This window comes from Rhodococcus spongiicola (assembly GCF_004011835.1).
GTDB lineage: Bacteria > Actinomycetota > Actinomycetes > Mycobacteriales > Mycobacteriaceae > Prescottella > Prescottella spongiicola.
Genome location: NZ_RKLN01000005.1, coordinates 52,364 through 72,728 on the forward strand (window position 1 = coordinate 52,364; position 20,365 = coordinate 72,728).

Here is a 20,365-nt window from a genome sequence, read left to right on the forward strand (position 1 = left end):
CGTACCGGGTCGGGCAGGCAGGTTCAGGCGGGTGCTGATTCGAGCAATTCCGCGACCGGCGTGCCCGCCGCGATCTTCGCGCGCATCTTCATCACCGCACCAGCCGAACCCAATCCGACGACCGCGGTCAGCGCCCCGCCACGTGAGTAGTACGCGACGAACTTCCGCCCGTCGTCCTTGATCACGTGGACGTCGTCGTCGGCCGACACGGTTCCCAAGGCCTGGATCTTGAGGCCGTACTGGTCGCTCCAGAAGTACGGAACCTGCTTCGGCGCGTTCGGGTCGCTCGTTCCGGTCAGTGCTCCCGCGAGGACCTTCGCCTGGTCGCCGGCGTTGCTCCAGTGCTCGATGCGCTTGTGCCCACCGGATTCGTGCTGCCAGGCTGCAACGTCGCCGACCGCCCACACGTGCGGGTCGTTGGTACGGCCTACCTCGTCACAGAGGACACCGGCGCCGGGATCGCTGCCGAGGTCGATCCCCGACTCCTCGAGCCACCCGGTGACCGGCACCGAACCGATACCGATCGCGACGACATCGACCTCCAGTTCGGTGCCGTCGGACAGCACGGCGCCGCTCACCCGCTCCTCCCCGGTGAGGGAGGTCAGTCCGACCCCGGCGCGAACGTCGACCCCCTCCTCGGTGTGCATGCGCCCGATCTTGGCACCGACCTTCGCACCCAGCACCGACGCGAGCGGCGCCGGCTGCGGCTCGACGAGCACGACGTCGAGGCCGAGGGCACGCATGCTGGCCGCGAGCTCACACCCGACGAACCCGGCGCCGACGACCAGCGCGCGGGCACCTTCGCGCAGGTCCGAGCGCAGCGCGCGACTCTCGTCGACCGACCGCAGCACATGCACCCCGGCCAGATCCGGCAGTCCGGGGATGCGACGTGGACTCAGCCCGGTCGCGATGATCAACTCGGCGTAGTCGATCTCGCTGCCATCGGCGAGGTGCAGCACCCGCCCACTGCGGTCGATGCCGGTCGCGGCGACCCCGAGGCGCAAATCGATACGGTGTTCGTCGTAGAACTCCCGGGGCCGCAGCGTGGTGTCGTCGCTCTCCCCGCGGACGACCTCCTTCGACAGCGGCGGGCGGTCGTAGGGCAAGTGTGGCTCGCTGCCGACGATGACGAGTTCACCGCCGTATCCCGACTGACGCAACTCCTCCGCTACCCGGACGGCTGCCAGACCGGCCCCGACGATCACGACCGGACCGCCGACCTCTTCGCTACTGGTCATCCTGCACACCCTCCGTCACCAAGTTCGATACATCACCGGACGCGCTTTCGCGAGCCACGCCACAGCTAGAACATGTTCTACCAAACCCACTTGCTAGCGGGTACCCGCCGGGGCGGGGTGGGCAAAGCTCGACCGGCTCCCGCGTCGGGCCGGCGCCCGAGTCACTAGAGTTGAAGCGGAACCGGCGTCGGCACGGGAGCGACCCCGGAAGAGGAGCAATGATGACCACCGATCCGGGCAACGGCCGGATGAGAACCCAAGGCGAACGCATCCAATTCGGAACGAGCGCCTCCCACGATCTGATCGACGCGCAAGGCAAGACGATCATTGCTGACGCTGTGGTCGCGAAGATCGCCGGTATCGCCACCCGGGAGATCAGCGGCGTCTACGACGTCGGTGGCGGCACCGCACGCGTCGTCGGCGCCCTGCGCGACCGAATTCCGGGGGCCCGCGTCAACCACGGTCAGGGCGTCGCGGTGGAGGTCGGCGAGAAGCAGACCGCGATCGACATCGGCATCGTCGCCGAATACGGCGTAGCCCTCCATGAGCTCGCGGTCGGAATCCGGCGCAACGTGATCGCCGCGGTGGAGAACATGACTGGCCTCGAAGTCACCGAGGTGAACATCACCGTCTTCGACGTCGTGCTGCTCGACCAAGGCGACGCCGACACCGACACCAGGCCCCGAGTGCAGTGACCGGATCTCCGACCGCTCCGGTCTCGGCGGCGGAACGCGCCGCCGAGGCAGCGCTGGCCGTGCCGGGGGTGGCGGGCCTGCACGGGGGCGAGTTCGGCACGATCGCCACCTACCTCCCCGGGCGACGCATCACCGGTGTCCAGATCAACGCGGACAGCTGTGCCGTGCATCTGATCCTCCGGTACCCGGCCGACCTCTTCGAGACCGCCGAACGTGTCCGCACCGCCGTCCGCTCGATCGTGGGTATTCCGGTGGACGTCACGATCGAGGACATCACCGACGAGACAGGACCTGAACTATGACCAGCACGAGCATGGGACTGATCGCGGGGTTGCTCCTCGCGCTCGCCGGGATCCTCGGCGGCTTCAGCGGTTTCGTCTTCGCAGTCCTCCTCGGCGCCGTCGGCATGGCGGTCGGCGCCCACCGCGACGGCCACCTCGACCTCGGCGCCCTCCTCAGGTCGCGCGGCCGTGGTTGAGATCGACCGTGGTGAGATCGACACTTCCGCCACCGTTGCCGAACGGTCCGTCAAGGTCGACGAACCGGACACGCGGGGGCGTCTGATCCTCCGGGACCGCGCGATCGCGCGGATCGCGACGACTGCGGCGCTCGAGGTTCCGGGCGTCGTGGTGCAGCGCGGCGGGCTCACTCGAATCACCGGCCGCGACCTCCCCCGCGCCGACATCTCGACGGGAAGCCACTCGGTGGCCGTCAACCTGTATCTCGGTGTGCAGTGGCCGTGCGACGTCCCCGAACTGACCCGGCGGGTTCACCGCAAGGTCGGCGACCAAGTCGAGACCCTGACAGGCATGCCACTGCATCAACTCGGCGTCTTCATCGCCGGCACCGAAACGGAGACTGCTGGCGACGACGACTCCGAGTACCCGGCCCCCGCGCCGGCCGATGCCGTCGCCGCGCCGCGACCTCCGACGGCGGCACCGGCCGCTGTCCCCGCCGCCGTCTCGATCGCGGTCGGGTTCCTCGCGCTCGGCGCGATCGCCGCCAGGGAACTTCTCATCTCCCGAGGAACGCTGCCGGGTGCCCCGTGGCTGCGCAACACCTTCGAGTGGGCGGGCAGGCAGCACTGGCACCACTGGCTCGTCTTCGCCGCGCTCGCCGCGCTGGCACTCGGCATCCTCCTCGTACTGCTGGCGCTTGCGCCCCGCACCCGCACCCACATGCCGGTGCGTGCCGACAGCGATACGCCGACGGTGTGGCTTCGCCCCGTCGATGTTGCCCGGCTGTGCAGTGTCGAGGCCGGCTCTGTCGCCGGAGTGGCCGGCGTGCACACGACGGTCGACCGCAGGCGCGCCACCGTCCACGTGACCGCGCAGCCCGACGCCCCGACCGACGATCTCAGAACATCCGTCGAGACCACCGTCGGAGACGCTCTCGCCCCTCTCGACCGAAAACTGAAGCTGCGAGTGAAGATTCGCCGCGGTAAGAGCCGGACGTGAAGCGCGCAACGGCGGCGCTGAACCGCGTACTCGTCCTCGTCGTCGGATTGCTGCTCGCCGCCGTCGGGGGCGCCGCACTCGCGTGGGAACGCGGCGTGCAGGTGGTCCGCGATGCGGTCACCCACATCGATAGCGACTGGGTCACTGCGATCCCCGACCAGTCGTGGTGGAACTGGGCTCTCGCCGCCACGATCGCCGTCTGCTTCGTGCTCGGGACCGTCGTGCTGGTGGTCGACCTCAGGGGACGACGAGCGGCGCCGAGCACGCTGCTCGAGACGGCCACGACGACCGCCGTCGCGATCGACCTCGGCCCCGTCGCCGCCGGTGTCGCCGCCGAACTCGGACGGCTGCCCGGGGTCCGGCGCGCCCGCGGGCGAGCGATCTCGGACCGAGGCCTCGCGACGATTCAGGTGATCCTGGATGCCGACCCGCACAGCGACACGGCCACCCTCGTCCGCACCTCGGAGCAGGTCGCCGCAGCGACGACGTCCGCCCTCGGCGGCCCCGATGTGACCGACGTGGCGGTTCGCGTGCTGCTGCACCTCGACCGGGCGGATCACCCACCCGTCCCCGTTCCCGAAGCACCGCCCGTGCTTGAGGATGGAGTAGACCGACCGGGCGCTCGAGCCGCCGGCGCGGACCTTTGAGTTTCGCCGCCCACGGACTGCCGCCGGGTGCTAGCGGGAGCCTTCGGGGCGTAGGAACTCGGGCTGATCCAGCACCCGGAGCCAACTGCCGTCAGGCTGCCTTCGGACCACTTGGGCACGGGCTCCTGCACCGTCCCGTGGCGGGGTCGACGTCAGTGCGAGGTCGCCGCTGACGAGCGTCGGGAGCGAGGGCTCGGGCTCGAAGCGCGGGGCGTGATCGAGGACCTGCGCCCACAACTCCCGGATCGCGGCCCGACCAACAGTGACCGACCCCGGCGGGTATGCCATGACGGCGTCCTCCTCGTACAGCGCGGCGACGCCGTCCGCGTCCCCCGCGTTGGATCGCTCCACGAACAACCGGGTGATGTCCTCCGGCGTCAGGGCCTTCTCGAGCTGGGCCCTCTCGAGCTGGGCTTTCTCGAACTGGGTCTTCGACATGTGCGGCTTTCCTCTCGCGAACCGGTATCGGTCACTCCAGCATCGAGGTACACAAAAGAGAAGTCCAACAGATAGTTGTTCTCAGAACTAGAAGATAGGTTTATAGAATCCAGGTTCATGGAACTGCGTCACCTCGAGTACTTCGTGGCCGTCGCCGAGGAAGCCAACTTCACCCGGGCCGCCAAGCGTGTGCACATCAGCCAACCCGGCATCAGCGCACAGATCCGGCAGCTCGAAAGCGAACTGGGAGCAGAGCTGTTCGACCGGTCGAGCAGGGTCGCGACGCTAACCACGGCGGGAGAGGCCGCGCTGCCCCACGCCCGCGCGACGCTGGCCGCTGCAGCCGCCGTGCGCGACGCCGTGGACGACGTCAACCAGTTGGTACGCGGTCGGCTCGCGGTCGGAATGGTCACCGCATGCACCGTGACGCCGTTGTTCGACGCCCTGGCGGCCTGCCGCGGGGCGCACCCCGGAATCGTCTTCGATCTCGTCGAGGACAACTCCGACCGGCTCGTCGACCGTGTCCGGGCGGGCACGCTCGACCTCGCCCTCGTCGGGGTGGCGGAGCGTCCACCGGCCGAGCTCTCGTCCCTGACGGTCGTGTCCGAACGTCTCGTCGCGGCCGTCCCGTCGGGACATCCACTGACAGCGTCGCCGGCCGTGCCCCTGTCGGAGCTGTGCAACCAGCCGTTGATCTGTCTGCCCGCGGGTACCGGTGTCCGCACCGTCTTGGACCGGAACTGTGCGGCGCAAGCCGTCACCGCTTCTGTCGCGATGCAGGCCAGCGCACCCGACGCGGTCGCGGATCTCGCGCGACGCGGACTCGGGGTAGCGGTCCTGAGCGAATCGATGGCAGCGTCGTACCCGGACCTCGCGTCGATCCCGATCGCGGACGCCGCTCTCGAGGCGGTACTAGCGCTCGTCTGGAAGCCGGCGCCCTCTCCGGCCTTGCGTGAGTTTCTCGATCACGCGCGCCGCGCTTTCATGCCCTGAAACGCCGAATGGCGCCCACTCCCGAAGGAGTGAGCGCCATTGGCGTCAGCAAGCGTTAGCTCACTTGATGATCTTGGTGACGCGACCGGCACCGACGGTGCGGCCACCCTCACGGATCGCGAAGCGCAGGCCCTCGTCCATGGCGACCGGCTGGATCAGCACGACGGACATCTCGGTGTTGTCACCGGGCATGACCATCTCGGTGCCCTCGGGCAGGGTCACCACACCCGTCACGTCAGTCGTACGGAAGTAGAACTGCGGACGGTAGTTGTTGAAGAACGGCGTGTGGCGGCCGCCCTCGTCCTTGGACAGGATGTATGCCTGGCCCTCGAACTCGGTGTGCGGAGTGGTGGTGCCGGGCTTGACCACAACCTGGCCACGCTCGACGTCCTCACGCTTGATGCCACGGACCAGCAGACCGACATTGTCACCGGCCTGACCCGAGTCGAGCAGCTTGCGGAACATCTCGATGCCGGTAACCGTGGTCTTGGTGGTGTCCGTGCGGATGCCGACGATCTCGACTTCCTCGTTGACGTTGATCACACCGCGCTCGACACGACCGGTGACGACGGTGCCACGACCGGTGATCGTGAAGACGTCCTCGATCGGCATCAGGAACGGCTTGTCCGTCTCGCGGACCGGGTCCGGGATCGACTCGTCGACAGCCGCCATCAGGTCCTCGACGGACTTGACCCACTTCGGGTCGCCCTCGAGCGCCTTCAGGGCCGAGATCGGGATGACCGGAGCGTTCTCGTCGAACTCCTGGTTGGCCAGCAGCTCGCGGACCTCCATCTCGACGAGCTCGAGGATTTCCTCGTCGTCGACCATGTCGGCCTTGTTCAGGGCAACGAGGATGTAGGGAACGCCGACCTGACGAGCGAGCAGGACGTGCTCACGGGTCTGCGGCATCGGGCCGTCGGTGGCAGCCACGACCAGGATCGCGCCGTCCATCTGGGCCGCGCCGGTGATCATGTTCTTGATGTAGTCGGCGTGACCGGGAGCGTCGACGTGAGCGTAGTGACGCTTGTCCGTCTGGTACTCGACGTGCGCGATGTTGATCGTGATGCCGCGAGCCTTCTCCTCGGGAGCCTTGTCGATCTGGTCGAACGCGAAGCTCTCGTTGAGGTCCGGGTACTTGTCGGCGAGCACCTTGGTGATGGCCGCGGTGGTGGTGGTCTTGCCATGGTCGACGTGACCGATGGTGCCGATGTTCACGTGCGGCTTGGTCCGCTCGAACTTCGCCTTCGCCACTGGAATGTCCTCCTGGACTGATTGTGCTTGCGGTATGCAGCAGTGCGGTTGTTATTACGTTGGTCGTGCTGCGGCCGATGAAAACCGAGGTTATTCGCCGGTCGCCTTGGCGATGATCTCCTTCGAGACGTTCGAGGGAACCTCTGCGTAGGAGTCGAACACCATGGAGAAGTTCGCTCGACCCTGGGTCTTCGACCGCAGGTCACCGATGTAGCCGAACATCTCCGAGAGCGGAACCAGCGCCTTCACGACACGGGCACCACTGCGTTCCTCCATGGCCTGGATCTGACCACGGCGGGAGTTGAGGTCGCCGATCACTTCGCCCATGTAGTCCTCGGGCGTGGTGACCTCGACAGCCATGAGCGGCTCGAGAATGACCGGGCCGGCCTTGCGGGCGGCTTCCTTGAGCGCCTGCGAGCCGGCGACCTTGAAGGCCATTTCCGAGGAGTCGACGTCGTGGTATGCGCCGTCGAGCAGGGTCAGCTTCATGTTCACGAGCGGGTAGCCGGCGAGAACGCCGTACTGCATCGCGTCCTGGGCGCCGGCGTCGACCGAAGGGATGTACTCCCTGGGCACGCGGCCACCGGTGACCTTGTTCTCGAACTCGTAGCTCGCGCCGTCCTCGCCGACGAAGGGCTCGAGGGCGATGATCACCTTCGCGAACTGTCCGGAACCACCGGTCTGCTTCTTGTGCGTGAACTCGTGCTTTTCGACCGGCTTGGTGATGGTCTCGCGGTAGGCGACCTGAGGCTTGCCGACGTTGGCCTCGACCTTGAACTCGCGACGCATGCGGTCGACGAGGATGTCGAGGTGCAGCTCGCCCATGCCGCCGATGACGGTCTGGCCGGTCTCCTCGTCCAGCTCGACCGAGAAGGTCGGGTCCTCTTCCGCGAGCTTCTGGATCGCGGTACCCAGCTTCTCCTGGTCGGACTTGGTCTTGGGCTCGATGGAGACCTGGATGACCGGGTCCGGGAAGGTCATCGACTCGAGCACGACCGGGTTCGCCTGGTCGCACAGGGTGTCACCGGTCGTGGTGTCCTTAAGGCCGATCATCGCGTAGATGTGGCCGGCCACGGCCTCGTCGACCGGGTTCTCTTTGTTGGCGTGCATCTGGAAGAGCTTGCCGATGCGCTCCTTCTTGCCCTTGGTGGCGTTGAGCACCTGGGCACCCGGCTCGACACGACCCGAGTAGACGCGCACGAAGGTGAGCTTGCCGAAGAACGGGTGTGCCGCAATCTTGAAGGCCAGAGCCGAGAAGGGCTCGTCCTTGCTCGGCTTGCGGGTGAGCGCCTCGTCCTCGTTGTTCACGGCGTGGCCGTGAACCTCGCCGATGTCGAGCGGGTTCGGCAGGTAGTCGATGACCGCGTCGAGCATGGGCTGGACACCCTTGTTCTTGAACGCGGAGCCACACAGCACCGGGTACAGCTCGGAGGCGACCGTCATCTTGCGGATCGCACCCTTGATCTCCTCGACGGTGAGCTCCTCGCCGCCGAAGTACTTCTCCATGAGAACTTCGTCGGACTCTGCGACCGTCTCGAGCAGCTTCTCGCGGTACTCGGCCGCCTTGTCGGCCAGGTCCGCCGGAATCTCCTCGATGGTCGGCTCCGCGCCGATCGCGACGGTGCCGCGCCAAGTGATGGCCTTCATCTCGACCAGGTCGACGACGCCGTCGAACTCGTCCTCAGCGCCGATCGGCAGCTGCAGGACCAGCGGCTTCGCACCGAGGCGGTCGATGATGGTCTGCACGGTGAAGTAGAAGTCCGCGCCCATCTTGTCCATCTTGTTGACGAAGCAGATGCGCGGAACGTCGTACTTGGCGGCCTGGCGCCAGACCTGCTCGGACTGGGGCTCGACGCCTTCCTTGCCGTCGAATACCGCAACAGCGCCGTCGAGGACGCGGAGCGAACGCTCGACCTCGACCGTGAAATCGACGTGGCCGGGGGTGTCGATGATGTTGATCTGGTTCTTGTTCCAGAAGCAGGTGACAGCGGCGGAGGTAATCGTGATACCCCGCTCCTTCTCCTGCTCCATCCAGTCCGTCGTCGACGCGCCGTCGTGGGTCTCACCGATCTTGTAGTTGACACCGGTGTAGTAGAGGATGCGCTCGGTCGTGGTGGTCTTACCGGCATCGATGTGCGCCATGATGCCGATGTTGCGGACCTTGTTCAGGTCGGTCAGCACTTCCTGTGCCACAGGATTCTTCCCCGCTCGTTAATCGTGTCGGCCCTTCCGGGGCCACGTCTCTTTTCCTTGTCAGCCGGCCCGGTGACGGAACCGACACAGTAGTGACGACGCCAGGCCGGGAGTTTGCAACGGTGTCGTACCCGTGAGGCCCCCGGCCTGGCGCGCTATCACCAGCGGTAGTGCGCGAACGCCCTGTTGGCTTCCGCCATCTTGTGGGTGTCCTCGCGACGCTTCACGGAAGCGCCCAGGCCGTTGCTCGCATCGAGGAGCTCGTTCGCGAGACGCTCGACCATGGTCTTCTCGCGTCGCTGGCGCGAGAAGGTGACCAGCCAGCGCAGGGCCAGCGTGGTGGACCGGCCGGGACGAACCTCGACCGGCACCTGGTAGGTGGCACCACCGACGCGGCGGCTGCGTACCTCGAGAGCGGGCTTGACATTGTCGAGCGCGCGCTTGAGGGTCACGACCGGATCGGTGCCGGTCTTCTCACGAGCCTGCTCGAGTGCACCGTAAACGATACGCTCGGCGGTCGACTTCTTGCCGTCCAGCAGGATCTTGTTGACGAGCTGGGTGACCAGCGGCGAACCGTAGACCGGGTCGGCGACCAGGGGGCGCTTGGGAGCGGGGCCTTTACGTGGCATCAGCTCTTCTCCTTCTTGGCGCCGTAGCGGCTGCGGGCCTGCTTGCGGTTCTTGACACCCTGCGTGTCGAGCGAACCGCGGATGATCTTGTAGCGCACACCCGGGAGGTCTTTGACACGGCCGCCGCGGACGAGCACCATCGAGTGCTCCTGCAGGTTGTGGCCCTCACCCGGGATGTAAGCGGTCACCTCGACGGAGCTGGTCAGGCGCACACGGGCGACCTTCCGCAGCGCGGAGTTCGGCTTCTTCGGGGTGGTGGTGTACACGCGAGTGCACACGCCACGACGCTGCGGGCTGCCCTTCAGGGCCGCGGTCTTGACCTTGGCGGCCTTGTCGCGGCGGCCCTTACGGACCAACTGATTGATGGTTGGCATGTACCGGCTTTCTTCGTTGTTTCCAGACTGCTCACACGAGCAACCTTGGCTGTTCTGAAATTAGGGATCCATCGGTTGGGACAAGGACGCTGCTGCCCCGCACCCACCCCTCGTGTGCACACGAGGTCGGGCGTGTCGCGTACCCCCACACAGGCAACCGGATGCTCGTACCTGCAGAACACAGAAACGCGCGCACGGCGATGCCCCGGCATAGGCACACAAATCGGCCCGGACGCACCGGAACTATGCCTGTGGAGCGACCCCGGCGGTCGGACACGACCCCCAACAATACCTAACGGCTCCATTCGAGGTCAAAGCGGCCGAGGAGTCAGGCTCTCAGCTCGAGCGTCAGTTTCACCAGCGTGGCCGCTGCCTCACAGGGATCGGGGTGGTCCGCGGCCTGATACTGCACCCACCAGCCGATCACGCCCGAGTCCGGTGCGCCCGAAGCGATCCCACACGTGTCAGGATCCTGCGGTTGCCGCGATAGCACCGCGCGCCGGCCGTCGACGCTCACATCCTCGACCATGTAGCCCAGACGGCGCGAGGTTTCACGCTTGACAGCGAGCGAACCGGTCTCGAATCAGTTGAACGTCACACGAACCGGACCGGCCGGTCCTGCCACCGACCAGCGACAGATCACACCGAAGAACCCCCGTTCGATTGCTCCCCCACCGACAGAGTCGGCTATCTACTCGGAATCGACGGCATCGCATTCGGTGAGCAGCGCCGCATACCGCGACGACGCCGGTGGCTCCGTCGCTCTCTCGGGTGTGCCCGGAACAATCGCGGCGCACCCGGCCACCAGGAGGAGACCGATCGTCCCGGCCGCGGCGCTCGCGGTGGACGCGATTCGGCGTCCGCTGCTCGCCCGAACCGATCATTCTGTCTGGCACGCCCTCACCCGGCCTGTCGGCACGGCGTTGCCCTGTCGAAGCCATGACGAAGAAGCCCTACTCACTCACTGAGCGGAGAGAAGCGTCCAGCGACCTCATGAGCTGCGCGAGGCGACCCTTGCCAACCGGCGCCAGGGGATACCGGCTGAGTACATCAGCCAACGTCGGCGTGGCGCGTTGCCGAGCCTGCGCCACCAGCTCGTTCCCGACAGCAGGGTCGTCGCCGGCGTTCAACTCGGCGATGCGCGCTGCACTTGCTGCAGCGCGCAAGATGTGACCGACCTGGTGGGCCTTGGCGATCGGGTGAAGGTAGGCGGCGGACGCCGCATCGCCAGCGCAGCGTGCAGCGAGACGTGCAGCCTCTGTGGGTGCCTCCTTCGCAGCTCGGTGTGCGTCCAGCGAAGCTACGCGCTGCAGCTTGGTCCTGCTAGCGCCGTTGACGAACTCCCACGCAGCATCGATGGCGGCGCGAGGCCGAGGATCATCAGGACTCACGGCCTCGAACACTGGTAGGACTTCCTGAGCGCTTTCCGCCACGTAGCGTGTGACAGCGCGCAGTTCCTCGATGGTCAGCTCGAAGTCGCCGGACCCAGTCGTCATCGCCAGAGCTTCCCACATGCCCACCCGCCGGCGGGTGCGATGGTTCACGCAGACCGGCACCGAGACGGTCGCCGTTCCCGACCGCTACCGTGCGCTGTCGTTGTGGCAGTAACGTTTTCACAGTGCCATTGGAGCAACCAGGCCCGGTGGAAGCATGGCTACGATCAGGGTCTCGAGAAACTGGCTACGAGATCGATTGGTTTGTTCGGCTTGGTACTCGAGACTGGCAGTCCGTTCGCTTGCCTGCGGAGCGCGGAATACAAACTGGCCGGGGCTTCGCCTCGCGCTCCGGTTCTGGTTCTGCGACCGAACCCGAAGCGCGCCCCCACGACGACTGCGCAAAGGCTGATCGCGAGTCCAAGGAAGCGGAAGCCGAGTCGGCCGCACAGCGGACCGGCTCCGCCGTTCTCCGAGGGTGCTATTCGAATTGAGTGTGGTTGTTACGGTCCATGTTTGGGCTATTTACGCTTCAGGTGTCCCGGGGTATCATGGCGGCATGTTTTTGGGACGGGTTGAGGGCATTGTGACGGGCCGTGGCGCGGCGCACGCAAGCGCGCCCCCGCCTCTGGCTCCCCTCGGTTGGCGTCGAGGAAGCTAGCGGTGAATACCGTGCCCCAATCTTAGCCGTGCACTAGGTGTTGTGTTGGAGGAGTGCACCTTTCGGCCCTCCAACTGACGAGCTGTGTTCTCGCATTTCGAGCGGAGCGCAGCGGCGCCACCGGTCCAAGGCAGCGTGACAGGCCGTGATGCGGCGCGCGCAAGCGCGCCCCACCTCTCGCTCTTCCCGGTTGGCTTCGAGGAAGCTGGCGGTGAATACCGTGTTCCTAATTTTAGTCGCGTTCTAGTTGTTGTGTTGGGGGAGTGTATGTTTCGCCTCCCTTACCGGTGAGCTACGGGATCGCATCTCAAGCAGAGCGCAGCACACCGATTAGGGGCGGCATGACAGGCCGCGGAGCGGCGCGCGTAAGCCCGCCCCCGCCTCTCGCTCCCCCCGGTTGACTCGAAAAGGAGGTGGACTATGTGTTGCATTTTTTTCTTGAATCGTGTGCTTGGCGTTGCATTGGAGGAGTGGACGTTTGGGTACGGACCTCGTCTCTCTCTGTAAGGCGACCGTCTTTCTCTCTAGCTGGTGAGCTGCGGTCCCGGGTTTCGAGCGGAGCGCAGCAACATCCAGTGAGGACAAGCGTGACAAGCCGCGGAGCGGCGCGCGTAAGCGCGCCCCCGCTTCACGCTTCCCCTCGTTGACCCGAGAAGGAGGTGGACTGTGAACGAGTCTATTATCATCAATCATGCGCTAGGCGTTGCATCGGAGGAGTGGACGGTAGTGTCCGGACCTCATCTTTCCGCGTACAGCGACCGTCTTATCGTTCCCCAATCAATCATGTGTTGAGTGTTCTGTTGGAGGAGTGCATATTTGGGGTCCCCGGCAGTTGAGCTGCGGCCCCGCGCCTTGAACGGAGCGCGCCAACACCGATTGAGGGCAGCGCGACAGGCCCCCGTGCCTCGCTCTGCCCGGATGACTCGGAAAGGAGGTGGACTGTGAACGAGTTCATAATCATCAATCATGTACTGGACGTTGCATCGGAGGAGTGGACGTTAGTGTCCGGACCTCGTCTTTCTCTGTACGGGGACCGTCTTGTCATTTCCCGTTGACCCGAGAAGGAAGTGGACTGTGAAGTCCATACATATCAATCATGTGCTGGGTGTTCTGTTGGAGGAGTGCATATTTGGGGTCCCCGGCAGTTGAGCGCCTTGAACGGAGCGCGCCAACACCGATTGAGGGCAGCGCGACAGGCCCCCGTGCCTCGCTCTGCCCGGTTGACTCGGAAGGAAGTGGACTGTGGAGATTCTTATTAGTTGTTTTTGGTGTTCACAAGGTTGACTCGAGAAGGAAGTGGACTATGAATTACATATTCATCAATCGCGTGCTAGACGTTCCATCGGAGGTGTGGACGCTTGCGATCGGCCCGGTTGCCACCGGGCGCGACACCATTGGACTTTCTCTACCATACGCGTTCTAGGTGTTCCGTTGGAGGACTGCACGTTTAGGCTCCCCTGCCAGCGAGCTGCGGGCCCACGTTTCGAACGGAGCGCAGCAACACCGATTGAGGGCAGCATGACGCTTCGCACCCGGGAGCCACGCAATGGCTCCCGGGTGCGAAGTGGGCGCGCCCCGGACTCGGAGCCCGGAGGGACGTGGCTATTCGGAAGTTTGGGTCGCGCGTCAAGGGCCAGGGTTACAGAGACGCCCGACGGCCGGTTCGCAGTCGAGATCACGCGCATCCCAGACGCAATCTGGCCAACAGAAATCGGCGACCGGGTGACCTGTCGCCGCATCCATAGTGTCGACGGCGGTGGCAGTCGCGTCCCCGTCGTTCTACCGGCGAGTTTCGCCTCCACGAAGGCGGCGTCGACCTCGCAGCAACGACTCATCAATACGACGGCTCATCGATACGACTCAGACGGGTGGGCGACGAAGATGCCAGTCGGTTGCGCTCTGGAAGGCGCTTCCCGCCCTGGCCAGGAGGAGCTCGTCGAGGTGGCGCGACACGAGTTGAAAGCCGATTGGCACGCCGGCGCCGTCGAAGCCGCCCGGCAGGGTGATCGTCGGGTTGCCGGAGAAGTTGAACGGGGCTGTGTACCGGAAAACGTTCGGCAGGTTGTCGGAGTCGTACAGCAGCTGGGTGAAGCGATCGAGCGTCAAGTCACCCACGGGCAAGACAGGAAGAAGAACTAGGTCGAGATCCTCGAAGTGTGCCTCGAACCTTCCGCCGAAGGCTCGCCTCTCGTCCTCGATGCGGGCGATGTCTATGCCCGAGACCGCGTACGCGGAACCCAGGAGCTCCCGCATCCACCGACCGTATTCTGTCGACCGAGACGGAAACGTCTCTTCGTGCACAACTGCCGCCTCGGTCCCCGCGTAAGCGCCCCATCCTGCCGCCAACCCCATCGTGGACGGCAGCCGCACCTGGCAAATGGCCGCGCCCAGGCTCTCGAACGTTGCCAGCGCATCGCGAAGGACGTTCACCACCGCTGACTCGACACCGTCGAAGGCAGCCTCTGGGTCGAACCCGATCCGCATTCCTTTCATTTCCGGCGGACCTACGGAGTAGTCGGGCACTTCGGCCCTGCCAGCGGTCGGATCATTCACGTCGGGACCGGCGATGGCTCGCAGCACGTGGTAGGCGTCCTCGGCGCTTCGCGCGATGGGGCCGACAACGTCCAGCGACGGCGCCATGCCGAACACGCCATGGACACTGACGCGTCCCCATGTCGGCTTGATGCCGGTGACAGCGTTCATGTTGCACGGGTTGCGGATAGAGCCGCCTGTATCGCTTCCGAGGCTGGCCGTGCACATCCCGGTCGCGGTGGCGACAGCCGAGCCGCTGGACGACGCTCCAGCCCAGTAACTCGAGTTCCACGGGTTCACGACCGCCGGAGAGTCCGGGTGGTACTCGCCTCCAGCAGCCTCGGTCAGGTTCAGCTTCCCGAGCAGCACTGCTCCGGCACGACGCAGGCGAGAAGCCACCGTTGCGTCGTAGGCAGGTATGAAGTTCCGGTGGATCGACATACCGGCGGTGGTCCGAATGCCCTCTGTGTAGACCAGATCCTTCAGGCCAATCGGAACGCCGTGCAGGGGTCCCCGGTGTTCGCCGCGGGAGATCTCCTCCTCGGCTCGGCGCGCATCAGCGAGGGCACTCTCGGCCAAGACCGTCAGATAGGCCTCGAGAACAGGGTTGAGCCGATCGATTCGCTCCAAGTGGGCTCGAGTCACCTCAACCGGCGACAACGCCCCGGTGCCGAAGTCCCGGGACAGATCGGAGATCGAGGCGTAGCACAGATCGATATCCCCCATTACCTCACCCCCCACTTCTCACTATCGCGCAACCATCGCAGTCCAAGCAAGACTCACGAGACACAGAGCCTCAGCCGAGTCCTTCTTGCCAATATCACAGAGCCCATCCAAGTCTCATTATCGATTGCAGGAGAGGTGCTTTCACCTACAGCAGCGATCGGGACACACAGATCCGCAGACAATCCAGGTTGAAAACTGGATCACTCTTCCCTTCGACTCGATGTGGCGCCCATCAGACCAGTTCTTCACGAAGAGAACAATATTGAGCTGCCAATTCACAGTCATCAGACTCGCGTTGGACAGGGCATGAGCAGGTGCCGTACCACGTCACTCCCGGACACACTCCATGACAACCGCGGGTGGAAAGTTCAGGTAGTCATCCCAGTAGTCGCCCTCGTCGCCAGCCTCGGGCGCGGGTGACAGTTCGGGCATGTGCACCGCGAAATCACGGAACCCAGCATCACGGAAGGCTGATTCATACGCGTCGATCGGCAGGTAATAGTTCATGATGACAAGGGGGGAATCATCCAGGAGTGCCGTCAACTGGATCGGTGCTCCCTCGAACACGGACTCGGCCAGCTCTATCGAGAATCCATACTTGCGATAGTTGGGCACCTTGCTAAACGAGTACAAGTCCGGATTGGTGGTGATGGTGACGAACCGTCCTCCCGACTTGACGCGGCACGCCAAGCCACGGCACATGCGCCCGAGTTCGTCGCGGTCTCGCGCGTACATCAGCAGGTAAGCGGCGACCGCGACGTCGAAATCCTGTTGCGGCACAACCGAGCGGGCGTCAGCAACGATGTACTCGATACCCAGCGGTTCCCGCTCCTCCTGCTTTCGGGCCAGTCCGATCATCTTTTCGGAAATGTCCAGCCCCACCATCGGGTCAGCGCCGGCCCGGCGGAAAATTCGGGTGAAATCCCCTGAACCGCAAGCGACATCGATAACCTTTCGACCCTTCACGTCACCGACATGCTTCAGGAACGAGTACGCCTCGATACGGGATCGGACAGGAAAGTCCTTGGTCTGCTCATACTTCTCAGCGATGAGGCCTTCGTTGTAATCGATGACCATGCTGCCCCCATGATCCATATGCGGCCGCATCGAGCACCCATCCCGCACAGCTTGCGACCGTCTACCCGAAGTTTACTCGCGGGGCGCTGTCACGTCTTGATACCAGCAAAGCCAGGTCTCGAATGGGCTTGCCCGACTCATCGAGGGCGTTTACCGCAGCTATGCGCTACGTTCTCGGACAACCACAATGACGACTCCTCAGGGAGCGTCGACCCGCTAAAGCCGACGGCGCGAAGCGAAGTGAGATCGTGTCTCGCACAGGTACCGCCGCCGCCTTGGCGCATCCGCCAAACCGATAGCCGTCCGCGGTGATCAACGCCTTCGGTTCAAGTTGACCGAGCCGAACGCCTGCGGCGGCGCGGAACAATCCTGTCCACACGCCAGGTGACGCTGGCGCAACTGCCCATCCCGACATCCTTCTCACTCGGTGTAGCCGCTACACCGGTCTCACTCGGTCCTCAATCCCGACCTGCTCAGGGCACGGCCCTCGACACGGTCAGTTCCGCGAGCTGTCGGGCCGCTGCGCACGGATCGGCCGTCGGCACCTCGCCGGCGTACCAGGTCGACCAGTGCACGAAGTCGTCGTCGAACTGGACCCCCAGTTCGCACGGCCGGCCCGAACCGGAGGCGACGAACCCCGGATGACCGCCAACCTCGATGTCGTTAGCCGGACGCCCGATCAATTCACTATCTGCCCGCTCGCGTCCGATGGGACTGCCTCGGTACCAGGAAAACGACACGTGCGGAGCACCCTGACCGTCCTGCGCCGACATTTGCCACTGGCAGCCCACCAAATTGCGGACGACAGTCGCGAACCCACGGATTGCGAATGCCCCGGCGACCTCATCGTCGGTGACCAAACCGTACTCCCCGAAGAAATCCCGTGTATCTGCCTCGCGCTCCTGGACGTTTCGGTCCCGGCGTGAATGTCGGTCGCACCGCATCCCGCGAGCACCAAAAGGCCCACCAGGACACACTGGGACGCCCACCTGCCTGCGTGACATAGTGCCGAACCCTGCGGGTCAGAGCGCGGGCGACGCGGGTGGCGTTGCCGGTGCGAGCGACGTCAGCGCGGCGTCGAGCTGTGCCGACCAGCACCGCACGATCTCTGTCCGACGGCGCGAGTCGTCGGTCAGGATATCGGCGAGCCCAAGCCCGCGCGCGAGGTCGAGGGTGGCCTGTACGAGCCGCCGGACGGTGGGGTCCGAGTCGTCGACCCCGAGACTCTCGATAGCAGTGCGGTGCGCAACCCGACCGAACCGCTCCTCGAGCGGAAGGATGCGCGCCCGCAGTTCGGGGTCGGCGGCCGCCGCGGTCCATACCTGCAGTGCCGCTTTGAACAGCGTTCCCGTGTAGTAGTCGACGAGTCGGCCGATCACCGCTTCGGTGCGCCCGTTCCCTTCAGGCAGTTCAGTGACCTCACGGCGCGCCTGTTCCATCCGGCTATCGAACATGAACTCGAGCGCCGCGGTGATGAGATCCTCGCGCGTGGGGAAATGATGCTGTGCCGCCCCGCGCGAGACGCCTGCACGCTGAGCGACCACCGCCACCGTCGTAGCCGACCAACCGAACTCGACCAGGCTGTCGACCGTCGCTTCGAGGAGCCGCTGCCGGGTCACGCGGCTCCGGTCCTGTTGTGGTGCACGCATCACTCAGCGCCCTCTCCCGGTCTCTCCCCACGTCCCCGCGATCACATCCACTGCGGCTGCCTACCTCCTGAGCGAACGGCCGACATTCCGCAGGTTAACAGTGTGCAAAATGAGGTGATCCCGCCCACATGGTGATTGCGGAAGCATCTCAAACCTATTACAAAAGGGGACGGGAAGGGACGTCCTTCTTTGCCTCATCACATCACCTCTACAGGAGCAATTATGGGTTCTGTTGAAGAAATCCCCACCCTCGGAGATATCGCTGAGTTCGCGGAGGGCATGAGCGACGTCCTCGCCGGCCTGAGCTTCATCGCCGGCTCGCTCGCTGGTCTTGGCTGATCCAAGCCTACGAAAGTAGCGGGACCTGTTCCGATATCGGAACAGGTCCCGCACTCGTCTCAGCCGTCGACCGCCCACCTCGGTGGCCGCTTCTGCAGGAACGCCGTCATTCCCTCGACGGCCTCCTCCGAGCCGAACAACCCCGCCGACTGCTCCGCCAGCACCTTCGCGTAGCTGTCGAAGTCGGCCAGCATCCGCATGGTCGTGAGCTTCTTCGATTCGGCCAGCCCCTGCGGTGAACACGCCCGCAACGTGGAGGCCAACTCCCGTACGGCCTCACTCGAATCCTCGGCTGCCCAAGTGATTAGGCCAATCGCCTCAGCCTCGCGCGGACCGAACTTCTCCCCCGTAAGGAAGTAACGACCTGCCGCCCGGGGGGTGAGCCTCGGGATGACGGTCAGCGAGATGATGGACGCTGCGAGGCCGAGACGCACCTCCGTGAGCGCGAACGTACTCTCCGGCCCGGCAACGACCATGTCGCACGCGCCGACCAGTCCCATACCGCCCGCCCGGACGTGTCCGTCGATCCGTCCGATCACCGGCTTCGGCAACTCGACGATCGCTCGGAGCAAGTCGGTCATCTGTTTGGTGCGTTCGGCGGCGAGCCCTTCCGGGGTCGACTCTGCCACGGCACTCGCCTCCGACAGGTCCGCGCCCGCGCAGAAAGTGCCGCCGGTGTGGGTCAGCACGACAGCTCGGACCGCGGCGTCGGTGGCCGCGTCGGCCAAGCCTTGCCGCAGCTGCTCGACGAGCCTGGTCGAGATGGCGTTGCGATTGTGCGGCGAGTCGAGGGTCAGAGTCGCCACACCGTCGGCGATCTCGTACCGAACGAGGCGATCCGTCATCTTCCCTACCTCTAGTAGGACTTCGGCAGACCCAGCGAGTGCTGGGCGACGAAGTTGAGGATCATCTCGCGGCTCACCGGTGCGATCCGCCCGATGCGGGCAGCGCCGAGCATTGCCGACAACCCGTATTCCTTGGTCAGTCCGCCGCCGCCGTGCGTCTGGATCGCCTGGTCGAGCGCCTTGATTGAGGCTTCACCGGCTGCGTACTTCGCCATGTTCGCGGCCTCGGCGGCCCCGAAGTCGTCGCCGCTGTCGTAGAGGGCTGCTGCCTTCTGCATCATCAGCTTCGCCAAGTCGAGCTCGATCTTGCACTGCGCGAGCGGATGTGCGATGCCCTGGTGCGCGCCAATCGGGCTCTTCCAGACCGTGCGCTCCTTCGCGTACTTCGCTGCCGCCTCGAGGGCCCATCGCCCCATCCCGATCGCCATCGCCGAACCCAGGATCCGCTCGGGGTTCAACCCGGCGAACAGCTGCATGAGCGCCGCATCCTCGGAGCCGACGAGAGCATCCGCCGGAAGCCGCACGTCGTCGAGGAAGAGGGTGAACTGGTGATCGGGTTCGACGATGTCCATCTCCATAGGCGTCGAGACCAGGTTCTCGGAGTCGGTGGGGACGATGAACAGCGCCGGCTTCAGCTTGCCGGTCTTGTGATCCTCGGTGCGTGCGACCACGAGGACAGCGTCTGCCTGGTCGACACCGGAGATGAAGACCTTGTTGCCCCGGAGGATCCAGTCCTCGCCGTCGCGCCGGGCAGTCGTGGTGATCTGGTGCGAATTCGAGCCGGCGTCAGGTTCGGTGATGGCGAACGCCATGATCTTCGAGCCGTCGGCCAGCCCGGTGAGCCACTCCTGCTTCTGGGCCTCAGTGCCGTACTTGCCGATGATGCTGCCGCAGATCGCGGGCGAAACCACCACGAGCAACAGCCCGGCGCCCTGCGCGGAGAGTTCCTCTTGCACGAGCGCGAGCTCGTAGATGCCCGCTCCCCCGCCGCCGTACTCCTCCGAAATGTTCACCCCGAGGAAGCCGAGCTTGCCCGCCTCGTTCCACAGTTCGGTCAGCGGTTCGCCCTTGCGCGCCTTCGGCAGGACGTAGTCGACGTAGTTGAAGCGCGTTGCGAGCTTGGACACCGCCGCCCGCAAGTCCTTCTGTTCCTCCGTCTCGATGAAGCTGCTCATGCTCTCTCTCCTT

The 20,365-nt window shown here is 65.1% G+C and carries 19 protein-coding genes and 1 pseudogene; 6 read left to right on the plus strand and 14 right to left on the minus strand.

From position 1 onward, the window contains the following. Positions 1–23 precede the first annotated feature (23 nt). Positions 24–1,238, minus strand: coding sequence for an NAD(P)/FAD-dependent oxidoreductase (locus tag EF834_RS13645; RefSeq protein WP_206615280.1), 1,215 nt, complete (start codon positions 1,236–1,238; stop codon positions 24–26). A 221-nt stretch (positions 1,239–1,459) separates the two neighbouring features. On the opposite strand from EF834_RS13645, the gene EF834_RS13650 reads away from it, so the two are divergent. Genes EF834_RS13650 through EF834_RS13670 form a run of 5 tightly spaced genes read left to right on the plus strand, consistent with a single transcriptional unit; the run spans position 1,460 to position 4,037 of the window. Further along, entirely contained in the window at positions 1,460–1,933 is a 474-nt protein-coding gene (locus EF834_RS13650; RefSeq protein ID WP_127947792.1) for an Asp23/Gls24 family envelope stress response protein, read from the plus strand. Then, on the plus strand, positions 1,930–2,235 hold the full coding sequence (locus EF834_RS13655) for an Asp23/Gls24 family envelope stress response protein (protein ID WP_127947793.1): 306 nt from the start codon (positions 1,930–1,932) through the stop codon (positions 2,233–2,235). The genes EF834_RS13650 and EF834_RS13655 overlap by 4 nt, the downstream gene beginning before the upstream one ends. Next, entirely contained in the window at positions 2,232–2,411 is a 180-nt protein-coding gene (locus tag EF834_RS13660; protein ID WP_127947794.1) for a DUF2273 domain-containing protein, read from the plus strand. The genes EF834_RS13655 and EF834_RS13660 overlap by 4 nt, the downstream gene beginning before the upstream one ends. Beyond that, positions 2,404–3,390 (plus strand): DUF6286 domain-containing Asp23/Gls24 family envelope stress response protein, encoded by a 987-nt coding sequence (locus EF834_RS13665; protein ID WP_235871200.1) that lies wholly within the window; start codon positions 2,404–2,406, stop codon positions 3,388–3,390. Before EF834_RS13660 ends, EF834_RS13665 begins: the two co-directional genes overlap by 8 nt. Continuing rightward, on the plus strand, positions 3,387–4,037 hold the full coding sequence (locus EF834_RS13670; protein WP_235871201.1) for a hypothetical protein: 651 nt from the start codon (positions 3,387–3,389) through the stop codon (positions 4,035–4,037). Before EF834_RS13665 ends, EF834_RS13670 begins: the two co-directional genes overlap by 4 nt. Positions 4,038–4,067: 30 nt before the next feature. Here the strand turns inward: EF834_RS13670 and EF834_RS13675 are convergent, their stop codons facing one another. Then, positions 4,068–4,475 carry a YybH family protein gene (locus tag EF834_RS13675; RefSeq protein ID WP_127947795.1) on the minus strand — a complete coding sequence of 136 codons (408 nt, stop codon included), beginning with the start codon at positions 4,473–4,475 and terminating at the stop codon, positions 4,068–4,070. 117 nt (positions 4,476–4,592) lie between these two features. Here EF834_RS13675 and EF834_RS13680 point away from each other — a divergent pair, with 117 nt between their 5' ends. Beyond that, positions 4,593–5,468 carry a LysR family transcriptional regulator gene (locus EF834_RS13680; RefSeq protein WP_127947796.1) on the plus strand — a complete coding sequence of 292 codons (876 nt, stop codon included), beginning with the start codon at positions 4,593–4,595 and terminating at the stop codon, positions 5,466–5,468. A gap of 60 nt (positions 5,469–5,528) precedes the next feature. Here EF834_RS13680 and tuf read toward each other — a convergent pair whose 3' ends face one another. The 12 genes and pseudogenes from tuf to EF834_RS13745 form a co-directional block, all read right to left on the minus strand. Further along, positions 5,529–6,719: an elongation factor Tu gene (gene tuf, locus EF834_RS13685; protein WP_127947797.1), complete on the minus strand. Its 1,191-nt coding sequence runs from the start codon at positions 6,717–6,719 to the stop codon at positions 5,529–5,531. A gap of 90 nt (positions 6,720–6,809) precedes the next feature. Further along, positions 6,810–8,912 (minus strand): elongation factor G, encoded by a 2,103-nt coding sequence (gene fusA, locus EF834_RS13690; protein ID WP_127947798.1) that lies wholly within the window; start codon positions 8,910–8,912, stop codon positions 6,810–6,812. Between the two features lie 158 nt (positions 8,913–9,070). Beyond that, positions 9,071–9,541 (minus strand): 30S ribosomal protein S7, encoded by a 471-nt coding sequence (rpsG, locus tag EF834_RS13695; RefSeq protein ID WP_127947799.1) that lies wholly within the window; start codon positions 9,539–9,541, stop codon positions 9,071–9,073. Continuing rightward, positions 9,541–9,915 carry a 30S ribosomal protein S12 gene (rpsL, locus tag EF834_RS13700; protein WP_127915634.1) on the minus strand — a complete coding sequence of 125 codons (375 nt, stop codon included), beginning with the start codon at positions 9,913–9,915 and terminating at the stop codon, positions 9,541–9,543. Before rpsL ends, rpsG begins: the two co-directional genes overlap by 1 nt. A 328-nt stretch (positions 9,916–10,243) precedes the next feature. Continuing rightward, positions 10,244–10,768: pseudogene (locus EF834_RS18780) on the minus strand (DUF3558 domain-containing protein). Positions 10,769–10,868: 100 nt separating this feature from the next. Continuing rightward, positions 10,869–11,411, minus strand: a complete 543-nt coding sequence (locus tag EF834_RS13710) for a putative immunity protein (RefSeq protein ID WP_127947800.1) — start codon at positions 11,409–11,411, stop codon at positions 10,869–10,871. Positions 11,412–13,869: 2,458 nt separating this feature from the next. Further along, the gene (locus tag EF834_RS13715) at positions 13,870–15,267 is read right to left on the minus strand and encodes an amidase (RefSeq protein WP_127947801.1); all 1,398 of its coding nucleotides are present in this window, start codon (positions 15,265–15,267) and stop codon (positions 13,870–13,872) included. Between the two features lie 327 nt (positions 15,268–15,594). Beyond that, complete coding sequence (locus EF834_RS13720; protein WP_127947802.1) at positions 15,595–16,344, minus strand: class I SAM-dependent methyltransferase; 750 nt, start codon at positions 16,342–16,344, stop codon at positions 15,595–15,597. 473 nt (positions 16,345–16,817) lie between these two features. After that, positions 16,818–17,204, minus strand: coding sequence for a DUF3558 domain-containing protein (locus EF834_RS13730; RefSeq protein WP_408014513.1), 387 nt, complete (start codon positions 17,202–17,204; stop codon positions 16,818–16,820). Positions 17,205–17,366: 162 nt separating this feature from the next. After that, positions 17,367–17,996, minus strand: coding sequence for a TetR/AcrR family transcriptional regulator (locus tag EF834_RS13735; RefSeq protein ID WP_164874135.1), 630 nt, complete (start codon positions 17,994–17,996; stop codon positions 17,367–17,369). A 395-nt stretch (positions 17,997–18,391) separates the two neighbouring features. Beyond that, a complete protein-coding gene (locus EF834_RS13740; RefSeq protein WP_127947806.1) occupies positions 18,392–19,177 on the minus strand; it encodes an enoyl-CoA hydratase family protein in 786 nt (261 codons plus the stop codon). An 11-nt stretch (positions 19,178–19,188) separates the two neighbouring features. Further along, on the minus strand, positions 19,189–20,352 hold the full coding sequence (locus tag EF834_RS13745; RefSeq protein WP_127947807.1) for an acyl-CoA dehydrogenase family protein: 1,164 nt from the start codon (positions 20,350–20,352) through the stop codon (positions 19,189–19,191). Between the last annotated feature and the right edge of the window lie 13 nt (positions 20,353–20,365).

What these genes read in the sequence shown, in the direction of transcription:
- EF834_RS13645 (WP_206615280.1), bottom strand. Translation starts at nt 1,238, where the DNA reads ATGACCAGTAGCGAAGAGGTCGGCGGTCCGGTCGTGATCGTCGGGGCC.
- EF834_RS13650 (WP_127947792.1), top strand. Translation starts at nt 1,460, where the DNA reads ATGACCACCGATCCGGGCAACGGCCGGATGAGAACCCAAGGCGAACGC.
- EF834_RS13660 (WP_127947794.1), top strand. Translation starts at nt 2,232, where the DNA reads ATGACCAGCACGAGCATGGGACTGATCGCGGGGTTGCTCCTCGCGCTC.
- EF834_RS13675 (WP_127947795.1), bottom strand. Translation starts at nt 4,475, where the DNA reads ATGTCGAAGACCCAGTTCGAGAAAGCCCAGCTCGAGAGGGCCCAGCTC.
- EF834_RS13680 (WP_127947796.1), top strand. Translation starts at nt 4,593, where the DNA reads ATGGAACTGCGTCACCTCGAGTACTTCGTGGCCGTCGCCGAGGAAGCC.
- rpsG (WP_127947799.1), bottom strand. Translation starts at nt 9,541, where the DNA reads ATGCCACGTAAAGGCCCCGCTCCCAAGCGCCCCCTGGTCGCCGACCCG.
- rpsL (WP_127915634.1), bottom strand. Translation starts at nt 9,915, where the DNA reads ATGCCAACCATCAATCAGTTGGTCCGTAAGGGCCGCCGCGACAAGGCC.
- EF834_RS13710 (WP_127947800.1), bottom strand. Translation starts at nt 11,411, where the DNA reads ATGACGACTGGGTCCGGCGACTTCGAGCTGACCATCGAGGAACTGCGC.
- EF834_RS13715 (WP_127947801.1), bottom strand. Translation starts at nt 15,267, where the DNA reads ATGGGGGATATCGATCTGTGCTACGCCTCGATCTCCGATCTGTCCCGG.
- EF834_RS13720 (WP_127947802.1), bottom strand. Translation starts at nt 16,344, where the DNA reads ATGGTCATCGATTACAACGAAGGCCTCATCGCTGAGAAGTATGAGCAG.
- EF834_RS13740 (WP_127947806.1), bottom strand. Translation starts at nt 19,177, where the DNA reads ATGACGGATCGCCTCGTTCGGTACGAGATCGCCGACGGTGTGGCGACT.
- EF834_RS13745 (WP_127947807.1), bottom strand. Translation starts at nt 20,352, where the DNA reads ATGAGCAGCTTCATCGAGACGGAGGAACAGAAGGACTTGCGGGCGGCG.